The sequence below is a fragment of the Enterobacter sp. C4G1 genome (assembly GCF_052886895.1).
The window spans coordinates 96,823-123,155 of the sequence record NZ_JBQVVV010000001.1 but is presented as its reverse complement, the minus strand read 5'-3'; the positions used below and the strand labels follow the sequence as shown (position 1 = coordinate 123,155).

The window sequence follows — 26,333 nt, the reverse complement described above, 5'->3', positions numbered from 1 at the left end:
TCCCCGCTAAGTTTTTAGTGTGATCTCTCCCATAAAAATTCACCTTAAAGCCCCTTTTTTGTTGACGGGGTTCACGTCGATCTTTGCCAAAAAAAATGAAACAAATAATTACGATCTTTGTCACTAAAATTGCGTTTATAAAAAAATAAACTGCAATTCCATAAAAACGAAACGTTATTTCAATTGAGGGTTTTTCATGTTTAAGAAATCTCTGGCTCTTGCTTCCCTTGTCGGTGCGTCTTTTGCAGCTCAGGCTGTTACTGTTGATTTACGTCATGAATACATCGATAGCGGCTCGAACGCAGATCGCGTATCTGTTTCACATCGTTTTGAAAACGGCTTAGGTTTTTCGGTTGAAGCGAAATGGAAATCTGGCGGTGATAAGGCCGACCAGCCATTTGCAGATGTGGTGGGTAACGGCCACGAAGACCAGATTAGCTGGCGCTGGAAAGCAACGGACAATATCTCGTTGACGCCTGCGTTTACGATTGAGAGTAATGACAGCCGTACTATTTATAAACCGAACCTGCACTTGCAATATAGTTTCGATAATGGATTCTACGTTGCAGCGCGTTATCGTTATGAATATACCCGTTATCCGTCAAGCTCAAATAAAGAAGATGATAAAGTCAACCGTGGCGATGCCTGGGTTGGCTGGGTGATGGGCGATTTCCGTACCGAGCTGAACTACGTTTACGCGAAAAGCTCGGAAGGTATGATTCGTAATAACAATAAAGATTACTCCAACGAATATAACGCCAAGCTGGCATACAAATGGGATAAAAACTGGGCACCCTATGTTGAAGTCGGTAACGTGGGCGTGAAAGATACCGATGAGCGCCAGACCCGTTTCCGTTTAGGTGTGGCGTACTCTTTCTAAGACATAATAAGCAGTACCTCCGGGAAAAAGACCGGCTCCGCGTGAGTAATGCTTGTCAGTGAAGCACGGTGCAGGGTTCCGTTCACCTTAATATCAGCAGAAAATAATTCGTTCAGAACACGTGAACGGGATAAGGGGGCCATCGCGGCCCCCTTATCAATCCCCGCGACCCGCAAAGAAATCGGTGCTTCGCACTGCGCTCACCTCCCGACCGTTTGCCTGCGGTCGGCTCGACTCGACATCCTGTCTCATTTCGCCTCTGGCCGCCATCCCTGGCGTCCAGCCCTTGTCATCCGGCCTCCGGTTCGCCGATTTCTGCGGGACTCAACATCCGTGCCACTTTCAGGCCGCAGAGAAGGTTGAGGGAGCGTGAGTCCGGCTGAAAATCGCCGAAGCGTTTCCTGAAGGCCGGGGCGACGCGCAGGGATGCGCGGCGAGGGCGGATTTACAGGGACGTTACCTCCGCCCGTCCCCGATAAGCCGGAAGGAATAAGCTGAGGGTACCGCGAAGCGGCGAGTTTCTTTGCCGGGAGCCGGGATTGCTAAGGGGGCGGCGGCAGCCCCCTTAGCACGTTCACCGCAGCGGATTATGCAGGTAGCAGGAAAGCCTAAGTGAACGGAACGATGCCACTCAAATAGCAGAGTGGTTTAATATCGCTTAACTGACTGGCATTAGCTCCGCGTGAGCCGGTTTTTTTATGCCCGGAACTCCCGGTTTTGTAGGCCCGGTAAGCGCAGCGCCACCGGGCAAAAAAGCACGCACTGACCCCCAAAAAAAAGCCCTCCATAAAGGAGGGCAAGGCCAGTTACAGAAACACTAACTCAAATCATGCTTGCAACATTTCAGGTTGCTCGGGGAGTTTCGCGATATAGAGAGCAGGTTTGCCGTCTTTATCGGAACTGTACAGAACCGCTTTATCATCCGGGGTAAAGGATGGGTGCGGATGGGTCACCTGGCGGCTATTGGCCACCGTTGCCCAGGAGGTATCGTGACGGGCGATGCGGAAGTACGCTTTTTTCTCCACATCAAAGGCATAAAGATAAGGATCGTTATCGATGGTATAACCGCTGGTATCCTTCACATCGACCGGCGTGCCGGAGCCGTCCCCAACCAGCATTGTGCCGTCGAAGTTGCTCATCAGGTGTGAACAGGCGGGCATCTGCATGACGGCATCGTTAACGCCGGTATCCGGGTTAAAGCTGTAAATCGTGCGGCCCTGCTGACCTTTCAGATACGAGACGTAGACCAGTGCAGAACCATTCGGCACCCAGAATTCATGGGTGCAGCTTTCACCTTCTGCGTGCTCTTTCACTTTGCGCACGTTGCTGCCGTCTTCGTTGACCAGCCACATGCGGGCATCCACCAGGTCGTGCGGCCCTTCGTGACAGAAGGCCACGGTGTTGTCGTCGAACGGACGATAAATAGGGTGCCCCAGCCAGTTTTTCTCTTCGTGGATGGTTGAGCTTTCACCGGTTTTCAGATCCACGCGCAGCAGGCGACAGTGTGGGCCTTTATGGAAGAAGTCGTGGAAAATCTTCCAGTCGTTGAGCGGCGTCCAGTCACTTTTGGCAATCTCAATACCAACCAGTTTGGTGCAATCGCTATTGGCCACCCAGGTACCGTAACCCACCCATTCGTCAGAGACGCGGTACACTTCGCGCTCGGCCAGGGTGTGTAAGTTCACTTCCAGCAGCGTGCGGTCGTTCTTCACATAGTAGAAGGACTTATCATCCGGGGAGAGGAACCCGCCAAAGGTGTTATCGCCGGTACCTTCAGTCAGCTGTACGGCTTCTGCTTTTTTCAGATCCAGCAGGTAGTAGTTCCAGTTCCCGTCAAACTCTCCCGCGAACAGCAGGTGGCTACCATCGTTAAAGAAGCACTTCTGATAGAAGTAGTTGCGATGACAGGTTACTTCGGGTGGGGTCAGGCGGGTGACTTCCACGCCTGTATCCGGATCGCGGCTGACCTCGTAGTTCAGCTTGACCCGCATACCTTTAGCCATAATGCACTCCTTTATACGATAAAAATTGAGTTAAAAACTGGGTGTTAAATTATCAAAACATCGTTTCAATTTGTGTGACTGATGGCGCAATTTGTAAGAAAAATTGATGAAAGCGATGTCATCTTAGATTTTTAACGCTGAATGTTTTGTAGGCCGTCATATTTCAAAGGTTTTATAACTTATTGTTTATTATGATTAACATCCAGGCTGCTTTTAACCATTTCTGCGTCAACCCCTCAACAATCGTGATCCGAACATCATTTCTGGCATAAAGATACAGAAAAAGTGAAACGTCGTTTTAAATGCAATTGAAAACCCATTTCTCAGGGGATACTATGTGCCAATCGAGAAAACGGAACGATGTTTCGTTAATTATTTTGCCTTCGGGCACGGATCACTTCTGGAGGTTACCGTGGACGTCAGACAAAGCATCCACAGCGCGCACGCTAAAACGCTGGATACCCAGGCGCTGCGCAACGAGTTTTTAGTTGAGAAGGTATTTGAAGCCGATGCGTACACCATGGTCTACAGCCATATCGATCGCATTATTGTTGGCGGCATCATGCCGGTGGCAAAAACGGTTTCTGTTGGTGGCGAAGTGGGCAAACAGCTCGGCGTGAGCTACTTCCTGGAACGCCGCGAACTGGGCGTTATCAATATCGGCGGTCCTGGCACTGTCACCGTAGACGGCCACTGTTACGAGATTGGTCATCGCGATGCTTTGTACGTTGGCAAAGGCGCGAAAGAAGTGGTCTTCGCCAGCATTGATAGTGGCAAGCCGGCGAAGTTCTACTACAACTGTGCGCCAGCCCACACCACGTACCCAACCAAAAAAGTGACACCTGCGGACGTAGCCCCGGTCACGCTTGGCGATAACCTCACCAGCAACCGCCGTACCATCAACAAATACTTTGTTCCCGATGTGCTGGAAACCTGCCAGCTCAGCATGGGGCTGACCGAGCTTGAGCCGGGCAACCTGTGGAACACCATGCCGTGCCATACCCACGAGCGCCGCATGGAAGTCTATTTCTACTTCAACATGGAAGAAGATGCCTGCGTGTTTCACATGATGGGGCAGCCGCAGGAAACGCGTCATATCGTGATGCATAACGAGCAGGCCGTGATTTCTCCGAGCTGGTCGATTCACTCAGGCGTGGGAACCCGTGCGTACACCTTTATCTGGGGTATGGTCGGTGAAAACCAGGTCTTTGATGACATGGACCACGTCGCTGTTAAAGATCTGCGCTAGTCGCGGGCAGTTAAGCATAAACCTGCCTGTTCGTGACAGGCGTTAAAAGATTAAGGAACTAACATGATTCTGGATGCATTTTCTCTACAGGGTAAAGTGGCTGTAGTTTCCGGTTGTGACACCGGTCTGGGCCAGGGTATGGCATTAGGTCTGGCGGAAGCCGGCTGCGATATCGTCGGGATCAACATTGTTGAACCGACTGAAACCATTGAACGCGTCACCGCACTGGGCCGCCGTTTCCTGAGCCTGACCGCTGACCTGCGTAAAATCGATGCCATTCCTGAGCTGTTGGATCGCGCTGTGGCAGAATTCGGGCATATCGATATCCTGGTCAACAACGCAGGCCTGATCCGCCGTGAAGATGCTATCAACTTCAGCGAGCGCGACTGGGACGACGTGATGAACCTGAACATCAAGAGCGTGTTCTTTATGTCTCAGGCGGCGGCGAAGCACTTTATCGCCCAGGGTAAAGGCGGCAAGATCATTAACATCGCCTCTATGCTGTCGTTCCAGGGCGGAATCCGCGTACCGTCTTACACCGCGTCAAAAAGTGCCGTGATGGGCGTGACCCGTCTGCTGGCGAACGAGTGGGCGAAGCACAACATCAACGTCAACGCCATTGCACCAGGCTACATGGCGACCAATAACACTCAGCAGCTGCGTGCTGATGAACAGCGTAGCGCGGAAATCCTCGACCGTATCCCGGCTGGCCGCTGGGGGCTGCCGAGCGACCTGATGGGGCCGATTGTGTTCCTGGCGTCCCCAGCTTCTGACTACATCAACGGCTACACCGTTGCCGTTGATGGTGGCTGGCTGGCGCGTTAATTCCGCCCCCAGACGAAGAACCTCTGCCTTATGGCGGAGGTTTTTTTTGCACAAAAAATGTCATTATCCATACCCGTAAAGATGAAAAATCCATACCAAAAATGCATGAATGACATAAATCACAGTTTTATTGCTTAAAAATTAACTGATTAGTAAAAAAATGTGATTATTCAGCATTAGTTGAAATTGTAATGTCCATCACAGATCGGTATGTCGCAGCGAAATTATCCATATCTTCGCGGATTCCCGCCTGACACTTTTTTTCGCCATCTCGTAATTTCAGTTAACGAATTTCGCTGTTCAGGCAGGAAAATATGACATCTATAAATGACTCTACCCTCATGCCCGGCGCGCTGCGCGATACCCGCCGGATGAACCAGTTTGTCTCTATCGCGGCAGCGGTAGCCGGGTTGCTGTTTGGGCTGGATATCGGCGTGATTGCCGGTGCGTTGCCGTTTATTACCGATCACTTTACGTTGAGCAGCCGCCTCCAGGAGTGGGTGGTGAGCAGTATGATGCTCGGCGCAGCTATCGGTGCGCTGTTTAACGGCTGGCTTTCGTTCCGCCTTGGGCGCAAATACAGCCTGATGGTTGGCGCCATTCTGTTCGTCGCCGGTTCACTCGGCTCTGCGTTTGCCACAGGCGTGGAATTGCTGTTGCTGTCCCGCGTGCTGCTGGGCGTAGCGGTGGGGATTGCGTCGTACACCGCGCCGCTTTATCTGTCAGAAATGGCAAGCGAGAACGTGCGCGGCAAGATGATCAGTATGTATCAGCTGATGGTGACGCTCGGTATCGTGCTGGCGTTTTTGTCCGATACATATTTCAGCTACAGCGGTAACTGGCGGGCGATGCTGGGTGTGCTGGCGCTGCCTGCGTTGCTGCTGATCGTGCTGGTGATATTCCTGCCGAACAGCCCGCGCTGGCTGGCGCAAAAAGGGCGTCATGTGGAGGCGGAAGAGGTGCTACGCATGTTGCGTGATACGTCTGAAAAAGCGCGTGACGAGCTGAACGAAATCCGCGAAAGCCTGAAGCTGAAGCAGGGCGGCTGGGCGCTGTTTAAGGCCAACAGCAACGTGCGTCGCGCGGTGTTCCTCGGCATGTTGTTGCAGGCGATGCAGCAGTTCACCGGCATGAACATCATCATGTATTACGCCCCGCGCATCTTCAAAATGGCCGGATTCACCAACACCGAACAGCAGATGATAGCCACGCTGGTGGTCGGGTTGACCTTTATGTTCGCCACTTTTATTGCGGTATTCACCGTTGATAAAGCCGGACGTAAACCGGCGCTGAAAATTGGTTTTAGCGTGATGGCCATCGGCACGTTGATCCTCGGCTACTGCCTGATGCAGTTCGATAACGGCACGGCATCAAGCGGGCTTTCATGGCTCTCTGTCGGCATGACCATGATGTGTATTGCAGGGTATGCGATGAGTGCCGCGCCGGTAGTGTGGATCCTGTGCTCTGAAATTCAGCCGCTGAAATGCCGTGACTTCGGGATTACCTGTTCTACAACCACCAACTGGGTGTCGAACATGATTATCGGTGCGACATTCCTGACGCTGCTGGATTCGATTGGCGCGGCTGGTACATTTTGGCTCTATACGGTGCTGAACGTGGTGTTTATCGGTATTACGTTCTGGCTTGTTCCTGAAACCAAAGGCGTGACGCTGGAACACATTGAACGCAAGCTGATGAAAGGCGAGAAATTGCGGGATATCGGCGTCTGATGGCGTGCCCGGTGGCGCTACTGTATGACCGGATACATAGGTGACAGATCAGACCGGGAACATAGGTAACACTTTTAGTCTATCCGGAGCACACTCTGGGTTTTACTGTCGTAGTACGCAAGTGTTATTCCATTAAAGATGATGGCTTCCAGGCCATCATCTTGTTCTTTCAGCATTATGTACTCACCAGTCAGTGCTTCACTCAGGAACACGGTCCCCTTTTTTCCCATATACAGTGTTCCCCTCGATTTCACCCTGTAGACCATGCCCCCTGTCGGATAAACATATTCAGGCACTCTGCCATCCCAGTGTCGGCCCGAGGGTTGCCACACCGTTCCGGGCGTTGCACCTGCCAGGGCTTCATGCGGTCTCTCGTGGTTAAACTCTTCCCGGTAGTCACTGAACCACCGCTGTTGTTCTTCCATCGTCATGAAGGTGTTGCCATATTTCACCGCACTTTTCAGGGAGCGGTGCATTCGTTCATGGCGGCCATTCTCTTCCGGGTGTCCCTTTCTGATACGTTCCGGCCTGATGCCCAGCTTGATTAGCCAGACTGCAAGACGGCTTAATCCGGCTATGCCTGTTCCCGCGAAAGGTTGACCGTTATCGGTCCTGAGCACTTCCGGCAGACCATATTCCAGGAATGCATCAGTCAGGCACGCTCTGACAAAGGGCTCACTCTCCCGGTGTGTTCCCCGGCAGCACAGCAGATACCGGCTGTGATTGTCGGTCAGAGTGAAGGGATGGCAGTACTCCCCGCTCAGCAACCTGAATTTGCCTTTAAAATCAGCACTCCAGACCTGATTGTTCTCACTGATGGTGGTCAGCGGCTGGCGATTACCCGGTGTTCTGCGTTTTCTCTTTTTATCCGGAACCAGCCCTTCACGCTTGAGGATATCGCCGATAGTACTGGCGGCAGGTACGGCAAAATCGACATGGTGATTGAGCAACCACATCCGCAGTTTTTTCGGCCCCCAGTCAGGATGTTTCTGACGCAGGGCAGTCAGATGCCCGACGATATCATCAGGAACTGTCCGGGAGTGGGAATGCGGAGCGCGCGACTGGTCAGAGAGGGATGACAGGTCAGAAGGGTCAAAACGTTCAAGCCATTTGTAGCCGGTTTTACGGCTGATACCAAAAAGACGGCAAAGAGCGGAGAAGGAGGCCGTACCTGCATGGCAGGCACGGATAAAATCAAGGCGTTGCATAGGTTGGGTCTCAGTCCAGGGCATAGCGAGTCTCCTCTTCTATGCCAGTTATAACTGTTACCCATGTATCCGGTCTAAAGTGTTACCCATGTTTCCGGTTCATACCCTACGCTTACCGGGCCTACAAAGTAGCGCCAAATGTAGGCCGGGTAAGGCATAGCCGCCACCCGGCTTTTTTTACACCCGCGCCATATAAAGCGCAGGCATTCCTTCCTCATCAGACGTATACAACACCCACTTATTATCCGGCGAAAATGACGGATGCGGATGCGTCACCTGACGGTCGCCATCCAGCACTTTCCAGCTGGTGTTGTGCTGACAAACGGCCTTTTGCGTCCCCGCACGCACATCAAATACCCAGATAAACGGATCGTTGAGGCTGATATCCCCGGTATTATGCGGCGCGCCGTCACCGACAATCAGCGTGCCATCGTGGTTGCTCATCAGGTGAGAGCAGGGCGGGATCGCCATCAGTTGGCGGTTTTCCAGCGTTAGCGGATCGGCGCTGCACAGATAGCGTTTCGGGTCGTTCTCTTTATGTTCTACGTAATACAGCGTGGAGCCGTCCGGGACCCAAAATTCATGGGTGAAACTCTCGCCGGGCGCGTGCTGGCGAACCTTGCGCACGTTGCTGCCGTCGGCATTAATCAGCCACATGCGGGCATCGATGGCATCACGCGGACCTTCATGGCAAAACGCGACGGTGGTGATATCAAACGGGCGATAGATCGGATGCCCGAGCCAGCGGTTTTCCTGCAACATCACCCGGCGTTCGCCAGTGCGTAAATCGATATTAATCAGGCGGCATTCAGGCTGGGTAAAGTAAAACGCGCGGAACTTGCTCCAGTCGGTCAGCGGCTGCCAGTCGCTCTTTTTGATTTCGATCCCGACAAGCTTAGTGCAGTCTGAATTTGCCACCCAGGTGCCGTACGCCACCCATTCGTCATCCACATCATAAACGATAAACTCCTCAAGGCTGTCGAGGTTGACGCGCCGGAGTTCGCGGTTATTTTTCACATACCACAGGGACTTATCATCATCAGATAAAAAGCCGCCAAAGGTATTATCCCCGGCTCCATCGGTAAGCTGGGTTGCCTGTTGTTTCTCAATATCCAGCAGGTAGTAATTCCAGTGGCCTTCAAATGCACCGCCAAAAATCAGCTTGCTGCCATCACAGGTGAAGCATTTTTGATAGAAGTAATTACGGTGACAAATAATGTGCGTGGGCGTCATCCGTATCACCTCGTGCCCGGTTTTATTATCCAGGCGAGTGCGAAAATTCAGCGGGATGATTTTGCCTTTCATTTTTCTCTCCTTGAGATAAAAAAATACCCCGCCACAGTTAGTGGCAGGGTATGTTCTGGCCAGGGGATTAGCGCATGGCGCGTTTCAGGATACGTTCCGCCTGACGCTGGAAGTCAGCGGCAGTCTCTTCCACGGTTTTCTGGCCATAGTCGATGTACTGAAGAGAGGTGCCGAACTGGGCAACAATCTGTGGGTCATCAAAGTATGGCGATACGGACAGTTTCGCAGGCAGAGACTGCGCCAGACGCAGACCTGCAACGGAAGGATCGCTCTCTTTGATGGTGCCGTCTTCGGTCAGGAATTGCACAGCTGCTTTGCTCAACGGCACACCGCGCTCCAGACCCAGCGTATCGACACCTTCTTTGCTGTTCAGCAGGAAGTTAATCAGCTTGGCTGCGGCTTCCGGGTTCTTGGTGGATTTACCAATCGACAGCATCTGCGCCGGTTTGAAGAACAGGCCCGCATCAGTGGCGCCCGGCAGCATTGGGTAATTACCCAGCTCCAGTTTTGCCGGTGGCTTCAGGTTGTCGGAATATTTGTTAATGGTGGAGTTCCACATATAGGTTCCGCCCCATTCCCCCTGGATCCACGGCTTCATCTCATACATGTTGCTCTTACCAAATGACGCATAGTATTTGGTGTCTGGCATCACGTGACTATCAACCAGTTTTTTATAGGTCTGGAAGAATTCCACCCACTGCTCTTTGCTGTAGGCGAATTTTTTGGTCTTTTCGTCCACGGCTGGGATGTTGTACTTCTGGATCATGTAGGAGTTCAGCAGCGCCAGGGTGTCCTGGTGTTCCAGCACTACAGGGTAGTACTGTTTGCCAAGCTTGCTCTCGAAGGCCTTGCCTGCGGCCATCAACTCATCCCAGGTTTTCGGGTATTCGACGCCCGCTTTTTTCCAGGTTTCGTCATTAAAATAGAACACACGCGCGGTCACGGAGATTGGAATACCGTTCAGCTTGCCGTTCACCGTGGTGGATTGCAGCTCTTTTGGATCGAACTGGCTCAGGTCGATCACGTCTTTCATTTTGTTCAGATCGTAGAAGCCTTCCCCGCTTTTGGAGAAGATCGGCAGCCAGTTCCAGTTCGTTTGCATCACGTCCGGCTCGGTGCCGCCAGCAATCTGGGTCGTCAGACGGGACAGGTGACCATCCCACCCGGTGTATTCCGCTTTCACGTTAATATCCGGGTTCTGCTTGTGGAACTCTTCCAGCGCTTTCAGGGTAACCTGGTGGCGGCCATTACCGCCCCACCAGGACATACGTAAATCAACATCTTGTGCCATCGATGGCAAAGCAGTAAGGCCCAGGGTAGCGGAGATAGCGGCGCTTAAAAGCACTTTTTTCATTTTTATAACTCCATTAGAGAGAGATGTTCTGTTCAGTTTTAGCGTCAAAAATATGACATTTATTCATATCAAACTTGAAATACACCTTACGATGAAGCCCCTTATCAATCATTGGCTTAGCTTCGTCGGAAGGAATTCGGGCGGTCAGTTCGTAATCCGCGACTTTCAGGTACACAAAGAACTCATGGCCCATGTTTTCCACACGCACCATTTCGCCGCTGCAACCCCCTTCCTGGAAAGGTTCGTCTGAGAGCGAAACAAATTCAGGGCGCACGCCGTAGAAGATCTCCTGGCCCGCGTAGCCAGACACTTTCTCCTGCATTTCACCGTTGAGCGGCATGGTTTCATTGCCGATAGCGATAAGCAGATTCCCCTCTCTTTCCACCAGCTTGCTGGCACGAATGTTCATTTCTGGCGCACCGATGAAGCCTGCCACAAACATGTTTTTTGGCTTGTGGTAGAGATTATCCGGAGTATCCACTTGCATGATATGGCCGAGCTTCATCACACAGATGCGGTCACCCATGGTCATGGCTTCGGTCTGGTCGTGGGTCACATAAACGGTCGTCGCCGGTTTACCGGATTTCTTCAGCTGCTTGTGCAGGTCAGAAATACGGATACGCATCGAGGCGCGCAGCTTGGCGTCGAGGTTTGATAAGGGTTCATCAAACAGAAACACGTCCGGCTTTTTCACAATCGCACGGCCAACGGCCACACGCTGCGCCTGGCCGCCGGAAAGCTGGCGTGGCAGGCGGTCGAGCAGCTCTTCCAGTTCCAGAATTTTCGCCGCTTCATTCACCTGATATTCAATCTGATCTTTCGGCAGCTTGCTCAGCTTCAGACCGAAGGCCAGGTTTTCGCGCACCGTCATGTGCGGATACAGCGCATAGTTCTGGAATACCATCGCAATCCCGCGCTCTTTCGGCGCCAGGTTGTTGACGATTTTCTCACCAATGCGTACTTCACCACCGCTGATGGTTTCCAGCCCGGCCAGCATTCGCAGGGTGGTGGATTTTGCGCAACCGGATGGCCCGACGATCACCATGAATTCCCCTTCAGCGATTTTCAGGTCGATAGCATGTACCGCTTTGAAGCCGTTGGAGTACACCTTTTCCAGTTTGTTGAAAATAACTTCAGCCATGATATTTCCCTCTTAACCTTTAATTCCGCTGCTGGTTACGCCCTGTACGAAGTAGCGCTGTGCCAGGAAGAAGACAATGATGGATGGCAGAATGGAGATACTCGCCATTGCCAGAATTTCGTTCCACGGCGCACCTTCGGTGACGTCGATGGACATTTTCAGAGCCAGTGCAATCGGGTATTTGTCCACGCTGTAAACGTAAATCAGCGGCCCGATAAAGTCGTTCATTGACCACATGAACTGGAACAGTGCGACCGAGATAATGGCCGGTTTCAGGATTGGCACTACCACGTACCACAGCACCTGGATGGAGTTACAGCCGTCAATCTGCGCCGCCTCTTCCATGTCACGCGGTACGCCACGCAGGAACTGGATCAGCATAAAGACGAAGAACCCTTGTGTGGCAAACGCCAGCGGCAGGTACAGCGGCATATAGCTGTTCAGCATGCCCATTTCACGGAACATCAGGTACTGCGGGATAAGCAGGACGGTGCTTGGCAGCAACATGGTGGTGATAAGCGTCGCGAACCAGAATTTCTTCCACGGGATCTCGAAGCGGGCAAAGCCGTACGCCACGATGGTAGAGGAGATAATGGTCAGGATCACTTTCGGGATCACATACTTAAAGGTGTTCAGCATGTAATGACCGAAGTTGTACTCAGTCCCGGTTTTCCAGCCGTTAATAAATCCATCCCAGGTGATGTGTGCAGGCCACAGGCTGAGAGTAGTGAAGATCTCGTGGTTTGGTTTAAACGACGCCGAGAACATCCACACCAGCGGATAGAGCATCAGCAGGCCGACAAACAGCAGGATCACATAGCGGATACTGGCGTTGATTTTCTCTTTGCGCAGCGTGCGAGCCACTTCGCGCTCAGCAATGCTTCTCGCCGTGGAGAGTTGTTGGATATCAGCCATTTTTGCCTCCTTTATCGGCGGAGTAGAACACCCAGTATTTCGAAGACTTAAAGGCGATAGCGGCAAAGACGGCAACCACCAGGAACAGGATCCAGGCCAGCGCAGCGCCGTAGCCCATGTCAAAGTATTTGAAAGCGGTGTCGTAGATGTAGAGCGAGAACAGGTAAGTCGAGTAGGTTGGTCCGCCGCCGGTAATGACGTATGGCCCGGTAAATTCCTGGAACGCCTGCGTGGTCTGCATGATGAAGTTGAAGAAAATCACCGGCGTAATCAGCGGCACGGTCACTTTCATGAACATCTGCCATTTTGATGCGCCGTCGATCATTGCCGCTTCATACTGTGATTGCGGAACGTTTTGCAGCGCGGCAAGGAAGATAACCATCGCAGAGCCGAACTGCCAGACGCGTAGCAGGGTTACGGACATCAGCGCCAGAGAAGGTTCACCCAGCCAGTTCACCGGGTCAAAACCAAATACGCCAATAAAGCTGTTCAGCAGGCCATCGATGGCAAACAGTGCACGCCACAGAACCGCAATTGCTACGGAGCTTCCGAGGATCGACGGAATATAGTAGGCAGTACGGAAGAAACCGATGCCGCGTAATTTAAAGTTCAGAACAAACGCAATTCCCAGAGCAAATGCCAGTTTTAATGGAATGGTCAAAAATACATAGGCAAAAGTTACGCCCATGGATTTCCAGAAGAGAGTATCTTCCGTAAACATGTAACGATAGTTCTCGATGCCGTTAAACACCGGCGGGCTCATCAGATCGTAATCAGTAAAACTGAGAAAGAACGATGAGACAAAGGGAAACGCGGTAAAGATTATCAGCCCGATTATGTAGGGTGATATCCACGCTAGCCCCAGCATTTTGTTTTCATTCATACATACCTACCTGGCAATCAATGGTTTTAAAACGGAATCCGATTGTGATGCTGTCGCCCCGCGCCTGATGGCAGGCCCGGGGATGTGTGTTCGATATGAAACGCGTTACGGTTACTTCCTTACCTTATGTTTTATATAACATTTTATTGGGTAGTCCTGGCAAGCCTTGTCAGGGTTTTAAAAACTAACGAACTGTTGTTCTTGAATACTAAAACATCGTTTTATTTTATTTTATTGCTATTTATTTCCGCGTCATGCGCTTAATGATGGAAATGTGATCGATGTCGAAACGCTGTTTCAATAAGGTGAGGAAGGTGGCACTTTTAACCGGGATATGAGTCACCGTAAAACGGCTGGAGAGTGGATGAGTCTTCAGAAAGAATGATTAACGTTCGTGATATAGCGCCAATTTTTACTACTAATTCTGATAGTCAGGTATCAGGTTTTAATCTTTTGGCATTCAGATAATTCTTACTTTCTTGTATCATCGAACGCTCAGGGACCTCTCAGGCAGATTCACTGCGCCATCAAAATAGAAGAATTGTTATGTCAGTCATGGATTTTAAAAAAAATACGGATGTGGATTTTTCCCGTCATGCCTCCCCGGCACATGAGTATAAAGAGATTGACCTTCTGGGATTATTGGATGTCTTGTGGGTCGCCAAAAAACGTATTCTGGTCACCGCGTTTATCTTTGCAGTAGCAGGCCTGGCAATGGCATTTATCCTGCCGCAAAAGTGGACCAGTAAAGCGGTGATCACGCCGGCAGAACAAACGCAGTGGAACCCACTGCGACAGATGCTGGTGGCACTTCAGGTACTGGATGTGGACGTAAAAATCGCCCGCCCTGATGTATTCAACCTGTTTATCAAAAAATTCCAGTCACAGTCACTGCTTGAAGAATATATGACCTCCTCGCCGTTTGTTATGGCGCAGCTGGAAGGTGCAGATATTGATCCTGTTGAGCTGCATCGCGCCGTGGTCAATATTGCCGAGGAGATGAAAGCGGCGGATAACACCGCGGCGAAAGATGCCGATAAAGCGCCCTATGCGTCCTGGACGTTGAGCTTTACAGCGCCGACGGCAACAGATGCGCGTACCGTGCTTGAAGGCTATATCCAGTTCGTATCCGCGCTGGTCGAAAAAGAAACGATGCAGAACATTCGTAATCAGGTCACGCTGAAAACGCGAATGGAGAGAGAGCAGCTGGAACTGGACAGGGTTCGTCTGACCAATATTCACAACACCAACCTGCAACGACTGAATTATTCCCTGAAAGTGGCCAATGCCGCCGGAATCAAAAAGCCGGTATACAGTAATGGCCAGGCGGTTAAAGATGACCCGGATTACTCCGTGGCGCTGGGCGCTGATGGTATTGCGCAAAAGCTGGAAATTGAAAAATCGATCAAGGATGTTGCTGAGCTGAATTCCGATTTCCAGAATCGTGAATATCATCTGGCTCAGTTGCAGAAACTGTCTGTTGAAGATGTGAAGCTTGAGCCTTTTAAATATCAGCTGTCACCGTCTCTGCCGGTGAAAAAAGATGGACCGGGCAAGCTGGTTATTGCGCTGCTCGCAGGCATTGTTGGTGGGCTTTTCGCCTGCGGCTTTGTGCTAGTTCAAAATGCGATGCTGATGCGCAAGCCTTTAGCGGAAGCCCTTCCGGAAGCGGAAATGTAATAAAAAGGGCGGGTGGCGACGCCGCCCTTTTATTTATTGCAGAAAATCTTCGCGCACAGGCGTAAAGGTATCAAGCAGTGTGCCGGGTTTCAGACACACGCAGCCATGCATGATATGCGGCTCTTTATAGAGTGTGTCTCCCGCCGTCACGACATGTTTTTCATCACCAATGGTGAATTCGAACTCGCCGGAAAGCACATAGGTTAACTGCTCGTGCGGATGGTTATGCATCGGCCCGATGGCGCCCTGCTGGAAATTCACCTCTACCGCCATCATCTTTCCGTCATGCGCCAGAATTCGGCGTGTCACGCCGTTTCCGAGATCTTCAAGCGTTGTCTCTTTGTGAAAAATAAACATATCTAGCCCCGCAAGGTAATGAAACATTGTTTCATTTAATTTATATCACCGCGCGGTAAAAAGAAACGGCTAGCCAAAGAACTGGAAACAGGATCACAAGTTTGCTTCACTGGAAGAAACATAAAGGAGAGAGTATGAAAACGATCGGACTGTTAGGTGGAATGAGCTGGGAATCGACCATCCCCTACTACCGCCTGATTAATGAAGGGGTGAAGCAACGTCTTGGCGGGCTGCACTCCGCAAGCCTGCTGCTGCACAGCGTCGATTTCCATGAGATAGAAGCCTGCCAGGCGAGCGGTGAGTGGGATAAAGCCGGCGAGATACTGGCGCAGGCGGCGCTGGGGCTGGAGCGTGCGGGCGCAGAGGGGATTTTGCTCTGTACCAACACCATGCACAAAGTGGCGTCACACATTGAATCGCGCTGTTCGCTGCCGTTCCTGCATATTGCCGATGCCACCGGGCGCGCGATTACCGCCTCCGGGATGACGCGCGTGGCGCTGCTGGGAACCCGCTACACCATGGAGCAGGATTTTTATCGTGGGCGACTGAGAAGTGAATTTGGGATTGAAAGCCTGATCCCGGATGAGGCAGACCGGGCACGCATTAATCAGATTATCTTTGAGGAGCTTTGTCTCGGAACCTTCAGCGAACCCTCGCGCGAGTACTACGTCAGCGTGATTGAGAAGCTCGCACAGCAGGGGGCAGAGGGTGTTATTTTCGGTTGTACAGAGATTGGTTTACTCGTGCCGGTTGAGCGCAGCTCGATCCCGGTGTTTGACACGGCAACCATTCATGCCGCGGATGCCGTTGAATTTATGCTCTCCTGAGCAGCACAAAGCCGGGCTTGCCCGGCTCAGTCTTGTTCGTTGGCGGCATCATAAGCTGATTGCGCGGCGACGATGGCATCCATATTACTTTCTACCCAGTGAGCCAGCACGGTGACGGTTTCAGTGAGCGCCTGGCCGAGCGGCGTCAGGCTGTACTCTACCGTTACCGGCACAGTGGCAAACACTTTTCGCGAAACCAGGCCGTCTCGCTCTAGCTTGCGCAGCGACTGGGTCAGCACTTTCTTGGTGATCCGCTGAATATCACGTTGCAGGTGATTAAACCGCATCGGTCCGTTTTCCAGACGCGCAAGGATCAGCAGCGCCCATTTATCGGCTATACGCGACAGTACATTGCGTGTCGGGCAGCGCTCGTCGAACACATTATACGGTGGCATCTCTTTTGTTGCGGTTTCAGCGTCAGTCATGGTGGTTCCCTCGAGGTAACCAGGTGAGGTAAAGGTGCCTTCTTACGCAAGCGAATGTTTGCGTGTATAAAACGACGTAAGGTTTCTATTTGATACCAGGGAACCGAAAATGGCAACCCAGCCGTAAATGTTTGACTTCTTGAGCAATATTCCATCAGGAGACACATAATGAGCGTTGTAGTTATCTATTATTCCGGCTACGGTCACACAAAACGCGTAGCTGAAACGGTTGCTGAAGGCGCGCGTGCTGATTTGATCGCGATTGATAGCAATGGCGATATTCAGGAAAGCGACTGGCAAAAACTCAACGATGCGAAGGCGATTATTTTTGGCGCGCCAACGTATATGGGCAGTGTGCCGTGGCAGTTCAAGAAGTTTGCCGATGCCACGTCGAAAGCCTGGTTTGTGCGCAGCTGGCAGGACAAAGTGTTTGCGGGCTTTAGCAACAGTGCGAGCCTGAACGGTGACAAACAAGTGTCTCTTCAGTATCTGCAAACGCTGGCTTCACAGCATGGCGGTATCTGGGTGAGCCTGGGTCTGCCACCGTCAAACACTCAGGCTGCCACGCGCCAGGATATCAACAACCTGGGCGGTTCTGTTGGGCTGCTGGTGCAGTCTCCGTCAGATGCTGACGCAGGTGCGATTGCATCGGGCGATCTGGAAACTGCAGTGAAATTCGGTGAGCGTGTAGCTTCTGTCGCGAAACGTTTCAACTGAATTGACGAATGCCCGGCAGTTAGCCGGGCATATTGTTAAGCACATCGTCCAGTTTTGCAGTGAACGTGCTAAGCCCCCCTTGCAGATGTTCACTGAAGGCATCCACCAGTGCCGAAGCCGGGCGGTGAAGCGGGCGGATAAGGCTCACGGTAAAAGGAACGGATACGCTAAAACGGCGGATAACGATCCCGGTTCCGGCATAATCCAGCGCCGTTAGGGGATTCACCACCGCAATTCCCACACCCGCGCGCACCATCGCACATATTGAGGCGGCGCTGTGCGTCTCGACCACCATTCGGCGTTTAACCTGATGCTCGGCAAACAGGGTATCCAGTAACTGCCGGTAGCTGTCGGTCTGTGAAAGACTAATGTAATTTTCGCCCTGAAAATCGGCGGGAGTCAGGATCTGTTTCTGCGCTAACGGGTGTCCTGCTGGCAGTACGCAAACTTCATCTAAAGAGAGCAACTCGGTGCGCTGCGTTCCCGCAGGGGTGACAAGCGTTTCGGTCAGGCCGAGATCATGGCGCTGAGCCGAAAGCCACTCTTCCAGCAGCGGCGACTCTTGCGGCACGATGGTGAGGTTGACCTCGGGATAGCGCGTCAGAAAAGGGTGCAGCAGCATGGGCAGAAATGACTGCGAAAAGACGGGCAGGCAGACAATCGACAGCTCACCCTGGCGGAATTCCCGCAGGCTTTCGGCCGCACTGACAATCCTGTCCAGGCCGTACCAGGATCGCTGTACTTCTTCAAACAGGCGTAACCCCTGCACCGTGGGATGCAGTCTGCCGCGCGTACGTTCAAACAGCTTCAGCCCCAGCACTTTCTCAAAGCGTGCCAGCTCGCGGCTGACTGTTGGCTGCGAGGTATGCAGCATAAGTGCAGCTTCGGTGAGATTCCCCGTGGTCATCACGGCGTGAAAAATCTCGATATGGCGTAAGTTGACGGCGGGCATTGGGCACCTGATGACTGAGGGTTATCCATATCATTTTTGCATAGACTCACGATAAAACGATATTTTTTATTCTCTTCGCACTGTGGCGTAATCATAAAAAAATGACATCACCCGGAGAAGACCATGCCACGCCCGCTTAACCAGACTGATACCGATTTGAACGCCGATAATTTACTTCGCCTGCCAGCCGAATTTGGCTGCCCTGTGTGGGTCTACGACGCGCAGATCGTCCGCGAAAAGATTGCCGCGCTGCATCAGTTTGACGTGGTGCGTTTTGCTCAGAAAGCCTGCTCGAATATCCATATTTTGCGCCTGATGCGTGAGCAGGGGGTGAAGGTCGATTCGGTTTCTCTTGGTGAAATTGAACGCGCGCTGGCGGCCGGATACGATCCGAAGAGCGACAGCGATGCCATTGTGTTCACGGCTGACTTGATTGATGAACCTACACTTGCCCGCGTACATGAACTGCGCATTCCGGTTAATGCAGGTTCGGTGGATATGCTGGAGCAGCTCGGTCAGGTTTCTCCTGGTCATCGCGTATGGCTGCGCGTGAACCCGGGTTTTGGCCACGGTCACAGCCAAAAAACCAATACCGGCGGTGAAAACAGCAAACACGGGATCTGGTATACCGATCTGCCTGCGGCGCTTGAAGTGATACAGCGCTACAGCCTGGAGCTGGTGGGTATTCATATGCATATTGGTTCCGGTGTCGATTACGGTCATCTGGAGCAGGTATGTGGCGCGATGGTGCGCCAGGTTATCGATTTTGGTCAGGATATGGAGGCGATCTCCGCCGGTGGCGGTCTGTCTATTCCCTATCGTGAAGGCGAAGAGGCGATTGATACCGATCACTATTACGGCCTGTGGAGCGCGGCGCGCGATAAAATTGCCGCCCATCTGGGGCATGCGGTGAAGCTGGAAATCGAACCGGGTCGTTTCCTGGTGGCGGAGTCTGGCGTGCTGGTGTCGCAGGTTCGTAGCGTGAAAGAGATGGGGTCACGTCACTTTGTGCTGATTGATGCAGGCTTTAGCGATCTGATGCGTCCGGCCATGTACGGCAGTTACCACCACATTACCGCGCTGGCCGCAGACGGGCGCGATTTAACGCAGGCTCCGCGGGTTGAAACTGTAGTGGCAGGCCCGCTGTGCGAATCGGGCGATGTGTTTACTCAGCAGGAGGGCGGTAAAGTGGAAACCCGCGCGCTGCCTGAAGTGAAACCGGGTGATTATCTGGTGCTGCATGATACCGGAGCGTACGGGGCGTCAATGTCCTCGAACTACAACAGCCGCCCGCTGCTGCCGGAAGTGCTGTTCGATAATGGTGTGGCGCGGCTGATTCGCCGCCGCCAGACCATTCAGGAACTGCTGGCGCTGGAACTATTTTGAGTGAAAATACGGGCCCGTGGTTACTGAGTCGCGCAACACCAGCGTGCCGGTAAACGGCGGGATCGTTTCGACCGGCTGGTTTTTTGCCAGCCGGATCGCCTGATCGATAGCCGTCACTATCATATTATCGATAGGCAAATAGACCGAAGAGAGTGCAGGCTCCAGCCACTTCGCGCTCGGCGCATCATCAAAGCCAAACAGCGAAATATCCTGAGGAATACGCAGCCCGGCCTGATGTAACGCCTTAGACGCACCCAGAGCCATATCGTCGTTACAGGCGAAAAGCGCGCTAAACGGCACGTTTTCAGTGATGAGCTCTTTGCACAGCTCATATCCCCGCGTCATTCCTGCATCGCCATATTTCACCCGACGATCGTCCCAGACAATTCCGTGCTTTTCCAGTGCCTTGCGATACCCCATCAGGCGCGCCTTACCGGTTGGCGTGTGGATCGGAACGGTGATACAGGCAATCTCGCGGTGGCCTTGGCTTATCAGATAATCCACGGCTTTAAAGGCGGCATCCTGTTGTTCGAAGAACACGCAGCGGTCCGCCGCCTGGCTCACTTCGCGGTTGATGATCACCAGCGGCGTTTGCACGGAATGGATGAGCTTCATGATCGCTTTTTCGCTCATGTAGCGGGTATAAAGCACGATGGCATCGCATTTGCGGTCTGCCAGCATTTGCACGGCCATCTCTTCCTGTTCGGGGGCATCGTGACCGTCGGTGACGATCAGCTGCTTGCCGTGCGTTTCCGTTTGTCGCGATGCCTGCTGTAACAGGCGTCCGAAGTAAAAACCGTCAAATGTCGACACCACCAGACCAATGCTGTTGCTGGTCTGGTTCGCCAGCGAGCGCGCAAGAAAGTTCGGCCGATAACCTAACTCTTCCATTGCCTTAAACACCTGCTTGCGCGTGCTTTCTTTTACCTGACCTGTGCCGTTCAACACGCGTGAGACTGTGGCTTTTGAAACACCAGCGCGTAATGAGACATCCAGCATTGTTGCCATTAGAAATTCCTGCTTTCACGTAATCGTCCGCAGTTTATCACAGACACTCAGGCACATATGTGCAGCGGCGAAGGCAAAATCCCCACCACGATCACGCTTTTTGGCAACGGGCTATCACAACAGCATAAAACGGAATAAGTGGCATACCAAAGTGGTTGTAAATCATGATTTGGAATACCTGTTGTCATGATGGGAGATTAATCACAGAACGAATAGCACCAGAAAGCTATTTTTGGTATGCCAATAACAGGCGGCTGTAGATCTACTCCAATAAAAGCCCTTCACTGAGGTATTACCCTATGGCATTGCAGGAAAAACTGATCGACGCTCTGGGCAGTTTCGCCACCAAATTCAATAGCTATCGCTATATCATGGCGATCAAGTCCTCCTTTATTACCTTAATGCCGGTCATCATCGTTGGCGCATTCTCTGTGCTGATCTCCAACATGGTGCTGGATCCGAAAAATGGCCTGGCGAGCTTCGAATCGCTCTCTTTTCTCGCCGCGCTAAAACCGATTACCAGTGCGATTAACTACGCCACCCTGAACTTTCTGAACATCGGTGCGGTTTTTTTAATCGGTATTGAGCTGGGGCGTATCAACGGGATCAAATCGCTCTTCCCGGGTCTGCTGGCGGTGATCTGCTTTATCTGTGTTACGCCGACGACGGTTGAAATGATGGTCGACGGGCAGATGCATGTGGTGAAAGACGTGCTGCTGCGCCAGTTCTCGGATACCCGCAGTTTGTTCCTAGGCATGTTTATTGCCATTCTTTCCGTTGAGATTTACTGCTGGCTGGAAAACCGCAAAGGCCTGAAGATTCGGATGCCGGACACAGTGCCACCTAACGTGGCAGCGTCATTCTCGGCGCTGATCCCTGCCATCATTACCACTACCGCTATCGCGACGTTTGGCTTCGTTTTCCACCAAATTACCGGCATGTACCTTTACGATGCGGTCTATCAGGTGGTGCAACAACCGCTGGAACGTGTAGTACAAAGCCTGCCGGGTATTCTTCTGCTGATGTTTGTGGCTCAGCTGTTCTGGGTTATCGGTATTCACGGCAACCAGATGATCAAACCGATCCGCGAACCGCTGCTTCTGGGGGCGATCACCGTCAACATGAGCGCATTTGAGCAGGGAAAAGAGGTCCCGAACATCATCACCATGCCGTTCTGGGATGTGTATATGAGCATTGGGGGTTCCGGTTTAACCATTGGCCTGCTGATTGCGGTGATGATTGCCACCAAACGCAAAGAGATGAAAGAGATAGCCAAGCTTTCCATCGGCCCTGGCCTCTTTAACATCAATGAACCGGTGATTTTCGGGATGCCTATCATGCTTAACCCGATCCTGGCGATCCCGTTCATCATCACCCCACTGGTGACAGGCTCCATCGGGTATTTCGCAACGGCTACTGGCTTTGCCGGAAAAGCTGTGGTGATGGTGCCCTGGACCACGCCGCCGCTGATTAACGCCTGGCTTTCAACTGCGGGCTCAATGGGGGCGGTTGTCACTCAGCTTATCTGTATTGTAACGGCCGTGATTATTTACCTGCCGTTTGTGAAGATCGCTTCCCGCCGCGCTGAACAGGCTGCATTGCAACAAGCCACCAACAACGCGTGAGGATCTGATGAGCACCAAACAGATAGCAATACCGAAAGATTTTATCCTGGGGGCGGCGGCATCTGCCTGGCAGACGGAAGGCTGGAGCGGCAAGAAGGCGGGGCAGGACTCCTGGCTCGACCTCTGGTATAAAAACGATCGCCACGTCTGGCATAACGGCTATGGCCCGGCGGTGGCGACCGATTTTATCAACCGGTATCGTGAAGATGTCGCGCTGATGAAACAGGCGGGGTTGACGCACTATCGCACCTCGATCAACTGGTCGCGTTTTTTGACCGACTACGAAAACGCGACTGTGGACGAAGAGTACGCGGCCTATTACGACGCCCTGTTTGACGAAATGCACCGTCAGGGGATCGAACCGATGATCTGCCTGGAGCATTACGAGCTACCCGGCGTGCTGCTGGAAACCTACGGTGGCTGGGGGTCAAAGCATGTTGTCGAGCTGTTTGTGCGTTACGCTGAAAAAGTGTTTGAGCGCTACCACACAAAAGTGACGCGCTGGTTTAGCTTCAACGAGCCGATTGTAGTGCAGACCCGCGTTTACCTCGATGCGCTGCGCTGGCCCTATGAGCAGAACACCAGTACCTGGATGCAGTGGAACCACCATAAAGTGCTGGCGACGGCGAAGGTGGTGAAGCTGTTCCGCGAGAAAGGTTATCACGGCTCTGTGGGCTGCATTCTTAACCCGGAAGTGACCTATCCGCGCTCGCGTGCGCCGCATGATGTGCGCGCCGCCGAAATGTACGATCTGTTTTATAACCGCGTATTCCTTGACCCGCTGGTGCACGGGCATTACCCGCAGGCACTTTTTACCCTGCTGGACCAACACCAGGTTCAGTGGGATTACACGCCAGAAGAGCTGGCGCTGATTGCCGACAACACCGTTGATGAGCTGGGGATCAACCTCTATTACCCGCACCGGGTGAAAGCGCCATCCCGCGCCTGGCATCCGGAAACACCTTTCCACCCGGCATACTATTATGAGCCGTTTGAACTGCCGGGGCGGCGGATGAACAAATCCCGCGGTTGGGAAATCTACCCGCGCATTATTTATGACATGGCGATGCGTATTAAAAACGACTATCGCAACATCAGTTGGTTTGTGGCGGAAAGCGGTATGGGCGTTGAGAACGAAGCACAGTTCCGCAATCGTGATGGCATTATCGAAGACAATTACCGTATCGAATTTATCAGCGAACATCTCTACTACACGCTGCTGGCGCGGGAAGAGGGGGCAAACTGTCACGGCTTTATGCTGTGGGCGTTCACGGACAACGTCTCGCCCATGAATGCATTCAAAAATCGCTATGGATTGATTGAGATCGCTCTGGAGGACAACCGCGCCCGACGCGCCAAAAAGTCGGCCGCCTGGTTCCGGCAACTGCGCGATGCGCGCGTGCTCACGCTCTGTATTGACGATGAATGGAAGTAAGCGCAAACAGTGTGGGTTCTGGTAAAATAGTGCACAAACTGGTCGGGAGGATGCCCGGCCTGCGCATTAACAGATAAGTACAGGTGATATCGTGGATCAGGCAGTCGTCCCGCCAGAAAAAAAACAGTACCAGGAGATTGGCGAGGATTTGCGCGCGCAAATTATCCAGGGGCATTATCCCGTTGGCTCGCGCCTGCCGCCGGAGCGAAACATTGCCGAGACCTATGGCGTAAGCCGTACCATCGTGCGTGAGGCGTTACTGATGCTGGAGTTGCAGGGCACAGTGGATATTCGCCAGGGGTCGGGCGTCTATGTGATGCGCATCCCTGACGAACATGAAAGTGAAGAAGAGCGGTTCCTGAATAGCGATGTCGGCCCGTTTGAGATTTTACAGGCCCGACAGCTGCTTGAAAGTAACATCGCTGCGTTTGCCGCAAAAATGGCCACCCGGGCGGACATCGATAACCTGCGCCGCATCATCGAACAGGAGCAACGCGCCATTGCCGCCGACGATAAAAGCCAGGATAACAACAAAATGTTCCACCTGGTGCTGGCGGGCGCAACGCAAAATCAGATGCTGCTGGCAACGGTTGAAAGCATCTGGCATCACATGGACAGCAGCCCGTTGTGGCAGCAGTTCAACGTGCATATTGGCAGCCGCGCCTGGCGTCTGAAATGGCTCGGCGATCGTCAGACGATCCTTGCGGCACTACGTCGGCGCGATGTGATGGGCGCATGGCAGGCCATGTTCCAGCATCTCGAAAATGTGAAAAAGAGTCTGCTGGAACTGTCTGACGAAGATGCGCCAGATTTTGACGGTTATCTTTTTGAGTCTGTGCCTGTATTTCAGGGGAAGCTGGTGTGAAAATTATGCCGCTTTATGCCGCGCCGCAGTTTGCAGAGAAGGTTATCGACTGGATCTGGCAGGCTTTTGGCGACGGCCTGCCGCGTGAGTTTTTCCAGAACGTGGTTGAGCACAGCCAGACCCCGGGCGCGTTGCCGCTGACGTTTATCGCCGTGGAGGACGAGCAGCTTCTGGGGACGGTGGGATTATGGCGCTGTGATTTGATTAGCCGTCAGGATCTTTATCCCTGGCTTGCCGCGTTGTACGTTGATGAGGCGGCTCGCGGCAAGGGGCTGGCGGGGTTACTGCAGGAACATGTCATCGCGTTTGCCGCGCAGGCCGGGTATTGCGAATTACATCTCTGGTCTGCCTGCTGCAACTTTTACGAACGTTACGGCTGGCGTTATATCGGTGATGGTCTGGAATACCCGAACAAAACGGTCCATCTCTATCGTTATTCGCTTAGCCCTTCAACGGGTGACGCCACGGAGTGACGGCGCACCAGCGTTGGGCTGAACAGATGCGTAATTTCCGGCGGCTGGCGGTTATCCGCCAGCGCTAATGCCAGCTCCGCCGCCTGCGTTGCCATCGTTACAATAGGATAACGCACGGTGGTCAGACGCGGACGTACATAGCGGGACACCAGCACATCATCAAAGCCAATCAGCGAAATTTCTGCCGGCACGTCAATACCGTTGTCATTTAACACCCCCATCGCACCCGCGGCCATTGAGTCGTTATAGCTGGCAACAGCGGTGAAATTCCGCCCGCGGCCTAACAGCTCCGTCATGGCCTGCTCGCCACCGCTTTCGTCAGGCTCACCGTAGGCAACCAGGCGGTCATTACACGGCAGACCGTTTTCGCGCAGTGCGTCGTAGTAGCCTTGCAGGCGGTCATCCGCATCCGAAATGGGGTGGTTAGAACAGAGATAGCCGATGCGGGTATGACCCTGCTGGATCAGATGACGGGTCGCCAGCCAGGCACCGTAACGGTCATCGAGCGCAACACAGCGTTTTTCATATCCGGCAATAATGCGGTTGATTATTACCATCCCGGGAATTTGTTTCATCAGGTTGATGAGTTCTTCATCGGGCAACATTTTGGCATGGACGACCAGCGCGGCACAGCGGTGGCGGATCAGCTGTTCGATGGCCTGGCGTTCTTTTTGTTCATTATGGTAGCCGTTGCCAATCAGCAAGAAGTTACCTGTTTGGTAAGACACCTGTTCGACGGCTTTAACCATTGCGCCGAAAAAGGGATCTGACACATCACCCACGACCAGACCAATGGTTTCTGTCGACTGCTGAGCCAGGGCGCGGGCGTTGGCGTTGGGGTGGTAATTCAGCGATTCCATGGCGCTTTGTACTGCCTGGCGTGATGCGTCACTGGCTTTCGGTGAGTTGTTAATCACGCGCGAGACGGTCGCGACGGAAACACCTGCCAGACGGGCCACATCCTTAATTGTCGCCATTTAATACCTTCTTAGTGGGGGTAAGCGTTTACACACGAACTAGTGTTGCGGAAAAGCAGCGCGCATTCAAGGGGCGAGGGTTTTAGCAATCCACAAACGTGACGCAGAACATA

The 26,333-nt window shown here is 52.7% G+C and carries 24 protein-coding genes; 12 read left to right on the top strand and 12 right to left on the bottom strand.

The genetic code is table 11. The features are described from left to right. The first annotated feature begins 196 nt into the window (after window positions 1-196). A complete protein-coding gene (locus ACT9TW_RS00555; RefSeq protein ID WP_446491419.1) occupies window positions 197-880 on the top strand; it encodes an oligogalacturonate-specific porin KdgM family protein in 684 nt (227 codons plus the stop codon). Between the two features lie 827 nt (window positions 881-1,707). Here the strand turns inward: ACT9TW_RS00555 and ACT9TW_RS00550 are convergent. Beyond that, window positions 1,708-2,883 (bottom strand): oligogalacturonate lyase family protein, encoded by a 1,176-nt coding sequence (locus ACT9TW_RS00550; protein ID WP_446491418.1) that lies wholly within the window; start codon window positions 2,881-2,883, stop codon window positions 1,708-1,710. Between the two features lie 412 nt (window positions 2,884-3,295). Here ACT9TW_RS00550 and kduI point away from each other — a divergent pair, with 412 nt between their 5' ends. The 3 genes from kduI (at window position 3,296) to araE (ending at window position 6,687) form a co-directional block, all read left to right on the top strand. Further along, window positions 3,296-4,132: a 5-dehydro-4-deoxy-D-glucuronate isomerase gene (gene kduI, locus ACT9TW_RS00545; protein WP_446491417.1), complete on the top strand. Its 837-nt coding sequence runs from the start codon at window positions 3,296-3,298 to the stop codon at window positions 4,130-4,132. Between the two features lie 63 nt (window positions 4,133-4,195). Next, on the top strand, window positions 4,196-4,957 hold the full coding sequence (gene kduD, locus ACT9TW_RS00540; protein WP_166717561.1) for a 2-dehydro-3-deoxy-D-gluconate 5-dehydrogenase KduD: 762 nt from the start codon (window positions 4,196-4,198) through the stop codon (window positions 4,955-4,957). Between the two features lie 296 nt (window positions 4,958-5,253). Then, entirely contained in the window at window positions 5,254-6,687 is a 1,434-nt protein-coding gene (gene araE, locus ACT9TW_RS00535; RefSeq protein WP_446492663.1) for an arabinose-proton symporter AraE, read from the top strand. A gap of 74 nt (window positions 6,688-6,761) precedes the next feature. On the opposite strand, the gene ACT9TW_RS00530 is transcribed toward araE, so the two are convergent. From ACT9TW_RS00530 to ACT9TW_RS00505, 6 genes are all read right to left on the bottom strand, one after another. Continuing rightward, window positions 6,762-7,919 (bottom strand): DDE-type integrase/transposase/recombinase, encoded by a 1,158-nt coding sequence (locus ACT9TW_RS00530; protein WP_315685889.1) that lies wholly within the window; start codon window positions 7,917-7,919, stop codon window positions 6,762-6,764. A 153-nt stretch (window positions 7,920-8,072) separates the two neighbouring features. Beyond that, entirely contained in the window at window positions 8,073-9,200 is a 1,128-nt protein-coding gene (locus ACT9TW_RS00525) for an oligogalacturonate lyase family protein (protein WP_446491416.1), read from the bottom strand. 67 nt (window positions 9,201-9,267) lie between these two features. After that, window positions 9,268-10,554: an ABC transporter substrate-binding protein gene (locus ACT9TW_RS00520; protein ID WP_182062309.1), complete on the bottom strand. Its 1,287-nt coding sequence runs from the start codon at window positions 10,552-10,554 to the stop codon at window positions 9,268-9,270. 13 nt (window positions 10,555-10,567) lie between these two features. Next, window positions 10,568-11,695 carry an ABC transporter ATP-binding protein gene (locus ACT9TW_RS00515; protein ID WP_446491415.1) on the bottom strand — a complete coding sequence of 376 codons (1,128 nt, stop codon included), beginning with the start codon at window positions 11,693-11,695 and terminating at the stop codon, window positions 10,568-10,570. 12 nt (window positions 11,696-11,707) lie between these two features. After that, window positions 11,708-12,610 carry a carbohydrate ABC transporter permease gene (locus ACT9TW_RS00510; RefSeq protein ID WP_446491414.1) on the bottom strand — a complete coding sequence of 301 codons (903 nt, stop codon included), beginning with the start codon at window positions 12,608-12,610 and terminating at the stop codon, window positions 11,708-11,710. After that, on the bottom strand, window positions 12,603-13,493 hold the full coding sequence (locus ACT9TW_RS00505) for a carbohydrate ABC transporter permease (protein WP_014071620.1): 891 nt from the start codon (window positions 13,491-13,493) through the stop codon (window positions 12,603-12,605). Before ACT9TW_RS00505 ends, ACT9TW_RS00510 begins: the two co-directional genes overlap by 8 nt. A gap of 546 nt (window positions 13,494-14,039) precedes the next feature. On the opposite strand from ACT9TW_RS00505, the gene wzz(fepE) reads away from it, so the two are divergent. After that, complete coding sequence (gene wzz(fepE) / locus ACT9TW_RS00500; protein WP_446491413.1) at window positions 14,040-15,173, top strand: LPS O-antigen length regulator Wzz(fepE); 1,134 nt, start codon at window positions 14,040-14,042, stop codon at window positions 15,171-15,173. 33 nt (window positions 15,174-15,206) lie between these two features. Here wzz(fepE) and ACT9TW_RS00495 read toward each other — a convergent pair whose 3' ends face one another. Next, window positions 15,207-15,530: a cupin domain-containing protein gene (locus ACT9TW_RS00495; RefSeq protein WP_166717568.1), complete on the bottom strand. Its 324-nt coding sequence runs from the start codon at window positions 15,528-15,530 to the stop codon at window positions 15,207-15,209. A gap of 134 nt (window positions 15,531-15,664) precedes the next feature. Here ACT9TW_RS00495 and ACT9TW_RS00490 point away from each other — a divergent pair, with 134 nt between their 5' ends. Continuing rightward, window positions 15,665-16,357, top strand: a complete 693-nt coding sequence (locus ACT9TW_RS00490; RefSeq protein ID WP_446491412.1) for an aspartate/glutamate racemase — start codon at window positions 15,665-15,667, stop codon at window positions 16,355-16,357. A 26-nt stretch (window positions 16,358-16,383) separates the two neighbouring features. Here the strand turns inward: ACT9TW_RS00490 and ACT9TW_RS00485 are convergent, their stop codons facing one another. Continuing rightward, the gene (locus tag ACT9TW_RS00485) at window positions 16,384-16,782 is read right to left on the bottom strand and encodes a winged helix-turn-helix transcriptional regulator (RefSeq protein WP_446491411.1); all 399 of its coding nucleotides are present in this window, start codon (window positions 16,780-16,782) and stop codon (window positions 16,384-16,386) included. A gap of 168 nt (window positions 16,783-16,950) precedes the next feature. Here ACT9TW_RS00485 and ACT9TW_RS00480 point away from each other — a divergent pair, with 168 nt between their 5' ends. Then, window positions 16,951-17,499 (top strand): flavodoxin family protein, encoded by a 549-nt coding sequence (locus tag ACT9TW_RS00480; RefSeq protein ID WP_014071614.1) that lies wholly within the window; start codon window positions 16,951-16,953, stop codon window positions 17,497-17,499. Window positions 17,500-17,518: 19 nt separating this feature from the next. Here ACT9TW_RS00480 and ACT9TW_RS00475 read toward each other — a convergent pair whose 3' ends face one another. Beyond that, complete coding sequence (locus ACT9TW_RS00475) at window positions 17,519-18,451, bottom strand: LysR family transcriptional regulator (protein WP_182062304.1); 933 nt, start codon at window positions 18,449-18,451, stop codon at window positions 17,519-17,521. 123 nt (window positions 18,452-18,574) lie between these two features. Between ACT9TW_RS00475 and lysA the strand changes: the two genes are divergently transcribed. Next, window positions 18,575-19,837, top strand: a complete 1,263-nt coding sequence (gene lysA / locus ACT9TW_RS00470; protein WP_166717572.1) for a diaminopimelate decarboxylase — start codon at window positions 18,575-18,577, stop codon at window positions 19,835-19,837. Here lysA and ACT9TW_RS00465 read toward each other — a convergent pair. After that, window positions 19,829-20,845 carry a LacI family DNA-binding transcriptional regulator gene (locus tag ACT9TW_RS00465; protein WP_182062302.1) on the bottom strand — a complete coding sequence of 339 codons (1,017 nt, stop codon included), beginning with the start codon at window positions 20,843-20,845 and terminating at the stop codon, window positions 19,829-19,831. The two genes, lysA and ACT9TW_RS00465, sit on opposite strands and share 9 nt — an antisense overlap. Window positions 20,846-21,144: 299 nt before the next feature. Between ACT9TW_RS00465 and ACT9TW_RS00460 the strand changes: the two genes are divergently transcribed. The 4 genes from ACT9TW_RS00460 to ACT9TW_RS00445 all read left to right on the top strand — a co-directional run bounded on the left by ACT9TW_RS00460 (window position 21,145) and on the right by ACT9TW_RS00445 (window position 25,243). After that, window positions 21,145-22,470 (top strand): PTS sugar transporter subunit IIC, encoded by a 1,326-nt coding sequence (locus tag ACT9TW_RS00460; protein ID WP_182062301.1) that lies wholly within the window; start codon window positions 21,145-21,147, stop codon window positions 22,468-22,470. Window positions 22,471-22,477: 7 nt separating this feature from the next. Beyond that, window positions 22,478-23,905, top strand: a complete 1,428-nt coding sequence (locus ACT9TW_RS00455) for a glycoside hydrolase family 1 protein (protein WP_446491410.1) — start codon at window positions 22,478-22,480, stop codon at window positions 23,903-23,905. 91 nt (window positions 23,906-23,996) lie between these two features. After that, a complete protein-coding gene (locus ACT9TW_RS00450) occupies window positions 23,997-24,770 on the top strand; it encodes an FCD domain-containing protein (RefSeq protein WP_182062299.1) in 774 nt (257 codons plus the stop codon). Further along, on the top strand, window positions 24,767-25,243 hold the full coding sequence (locus tag ACT9TW_RS00445) for a GNAT family N-acetyltransferase (protein ID WP_446491409.1): 477 nt from the start codon (window positions 24,767-24,769) through the stop codon (window positions 25,241-25,243). The genes ACT9TW_RS00450 and ACT9TW_RS00445 overlap by 4 nt, the downstream gene beginning before the upstream one ends. Here ACT9TW_RS00445 and galR read toward each other — a convergent pair. Then, window positions 25,204-26,220: an HTH-type transcriptional regulator GalR gene (gene galR, locus ACT9TW_RS00440; protein ID WP_446491408.1), complete on the bottom strand. Its 1,017-nt coding sequence runs from the start codon at window positions 26,218-26,220 to the stop codon at window positions 25,204-25,206. The two genes, ACT9TW_RS00445 and galR, sit on opposite strands and share 40 nt — an antisense overlap. Window positions 26,221-26,333: the final 113 nt, after the last annotated feature.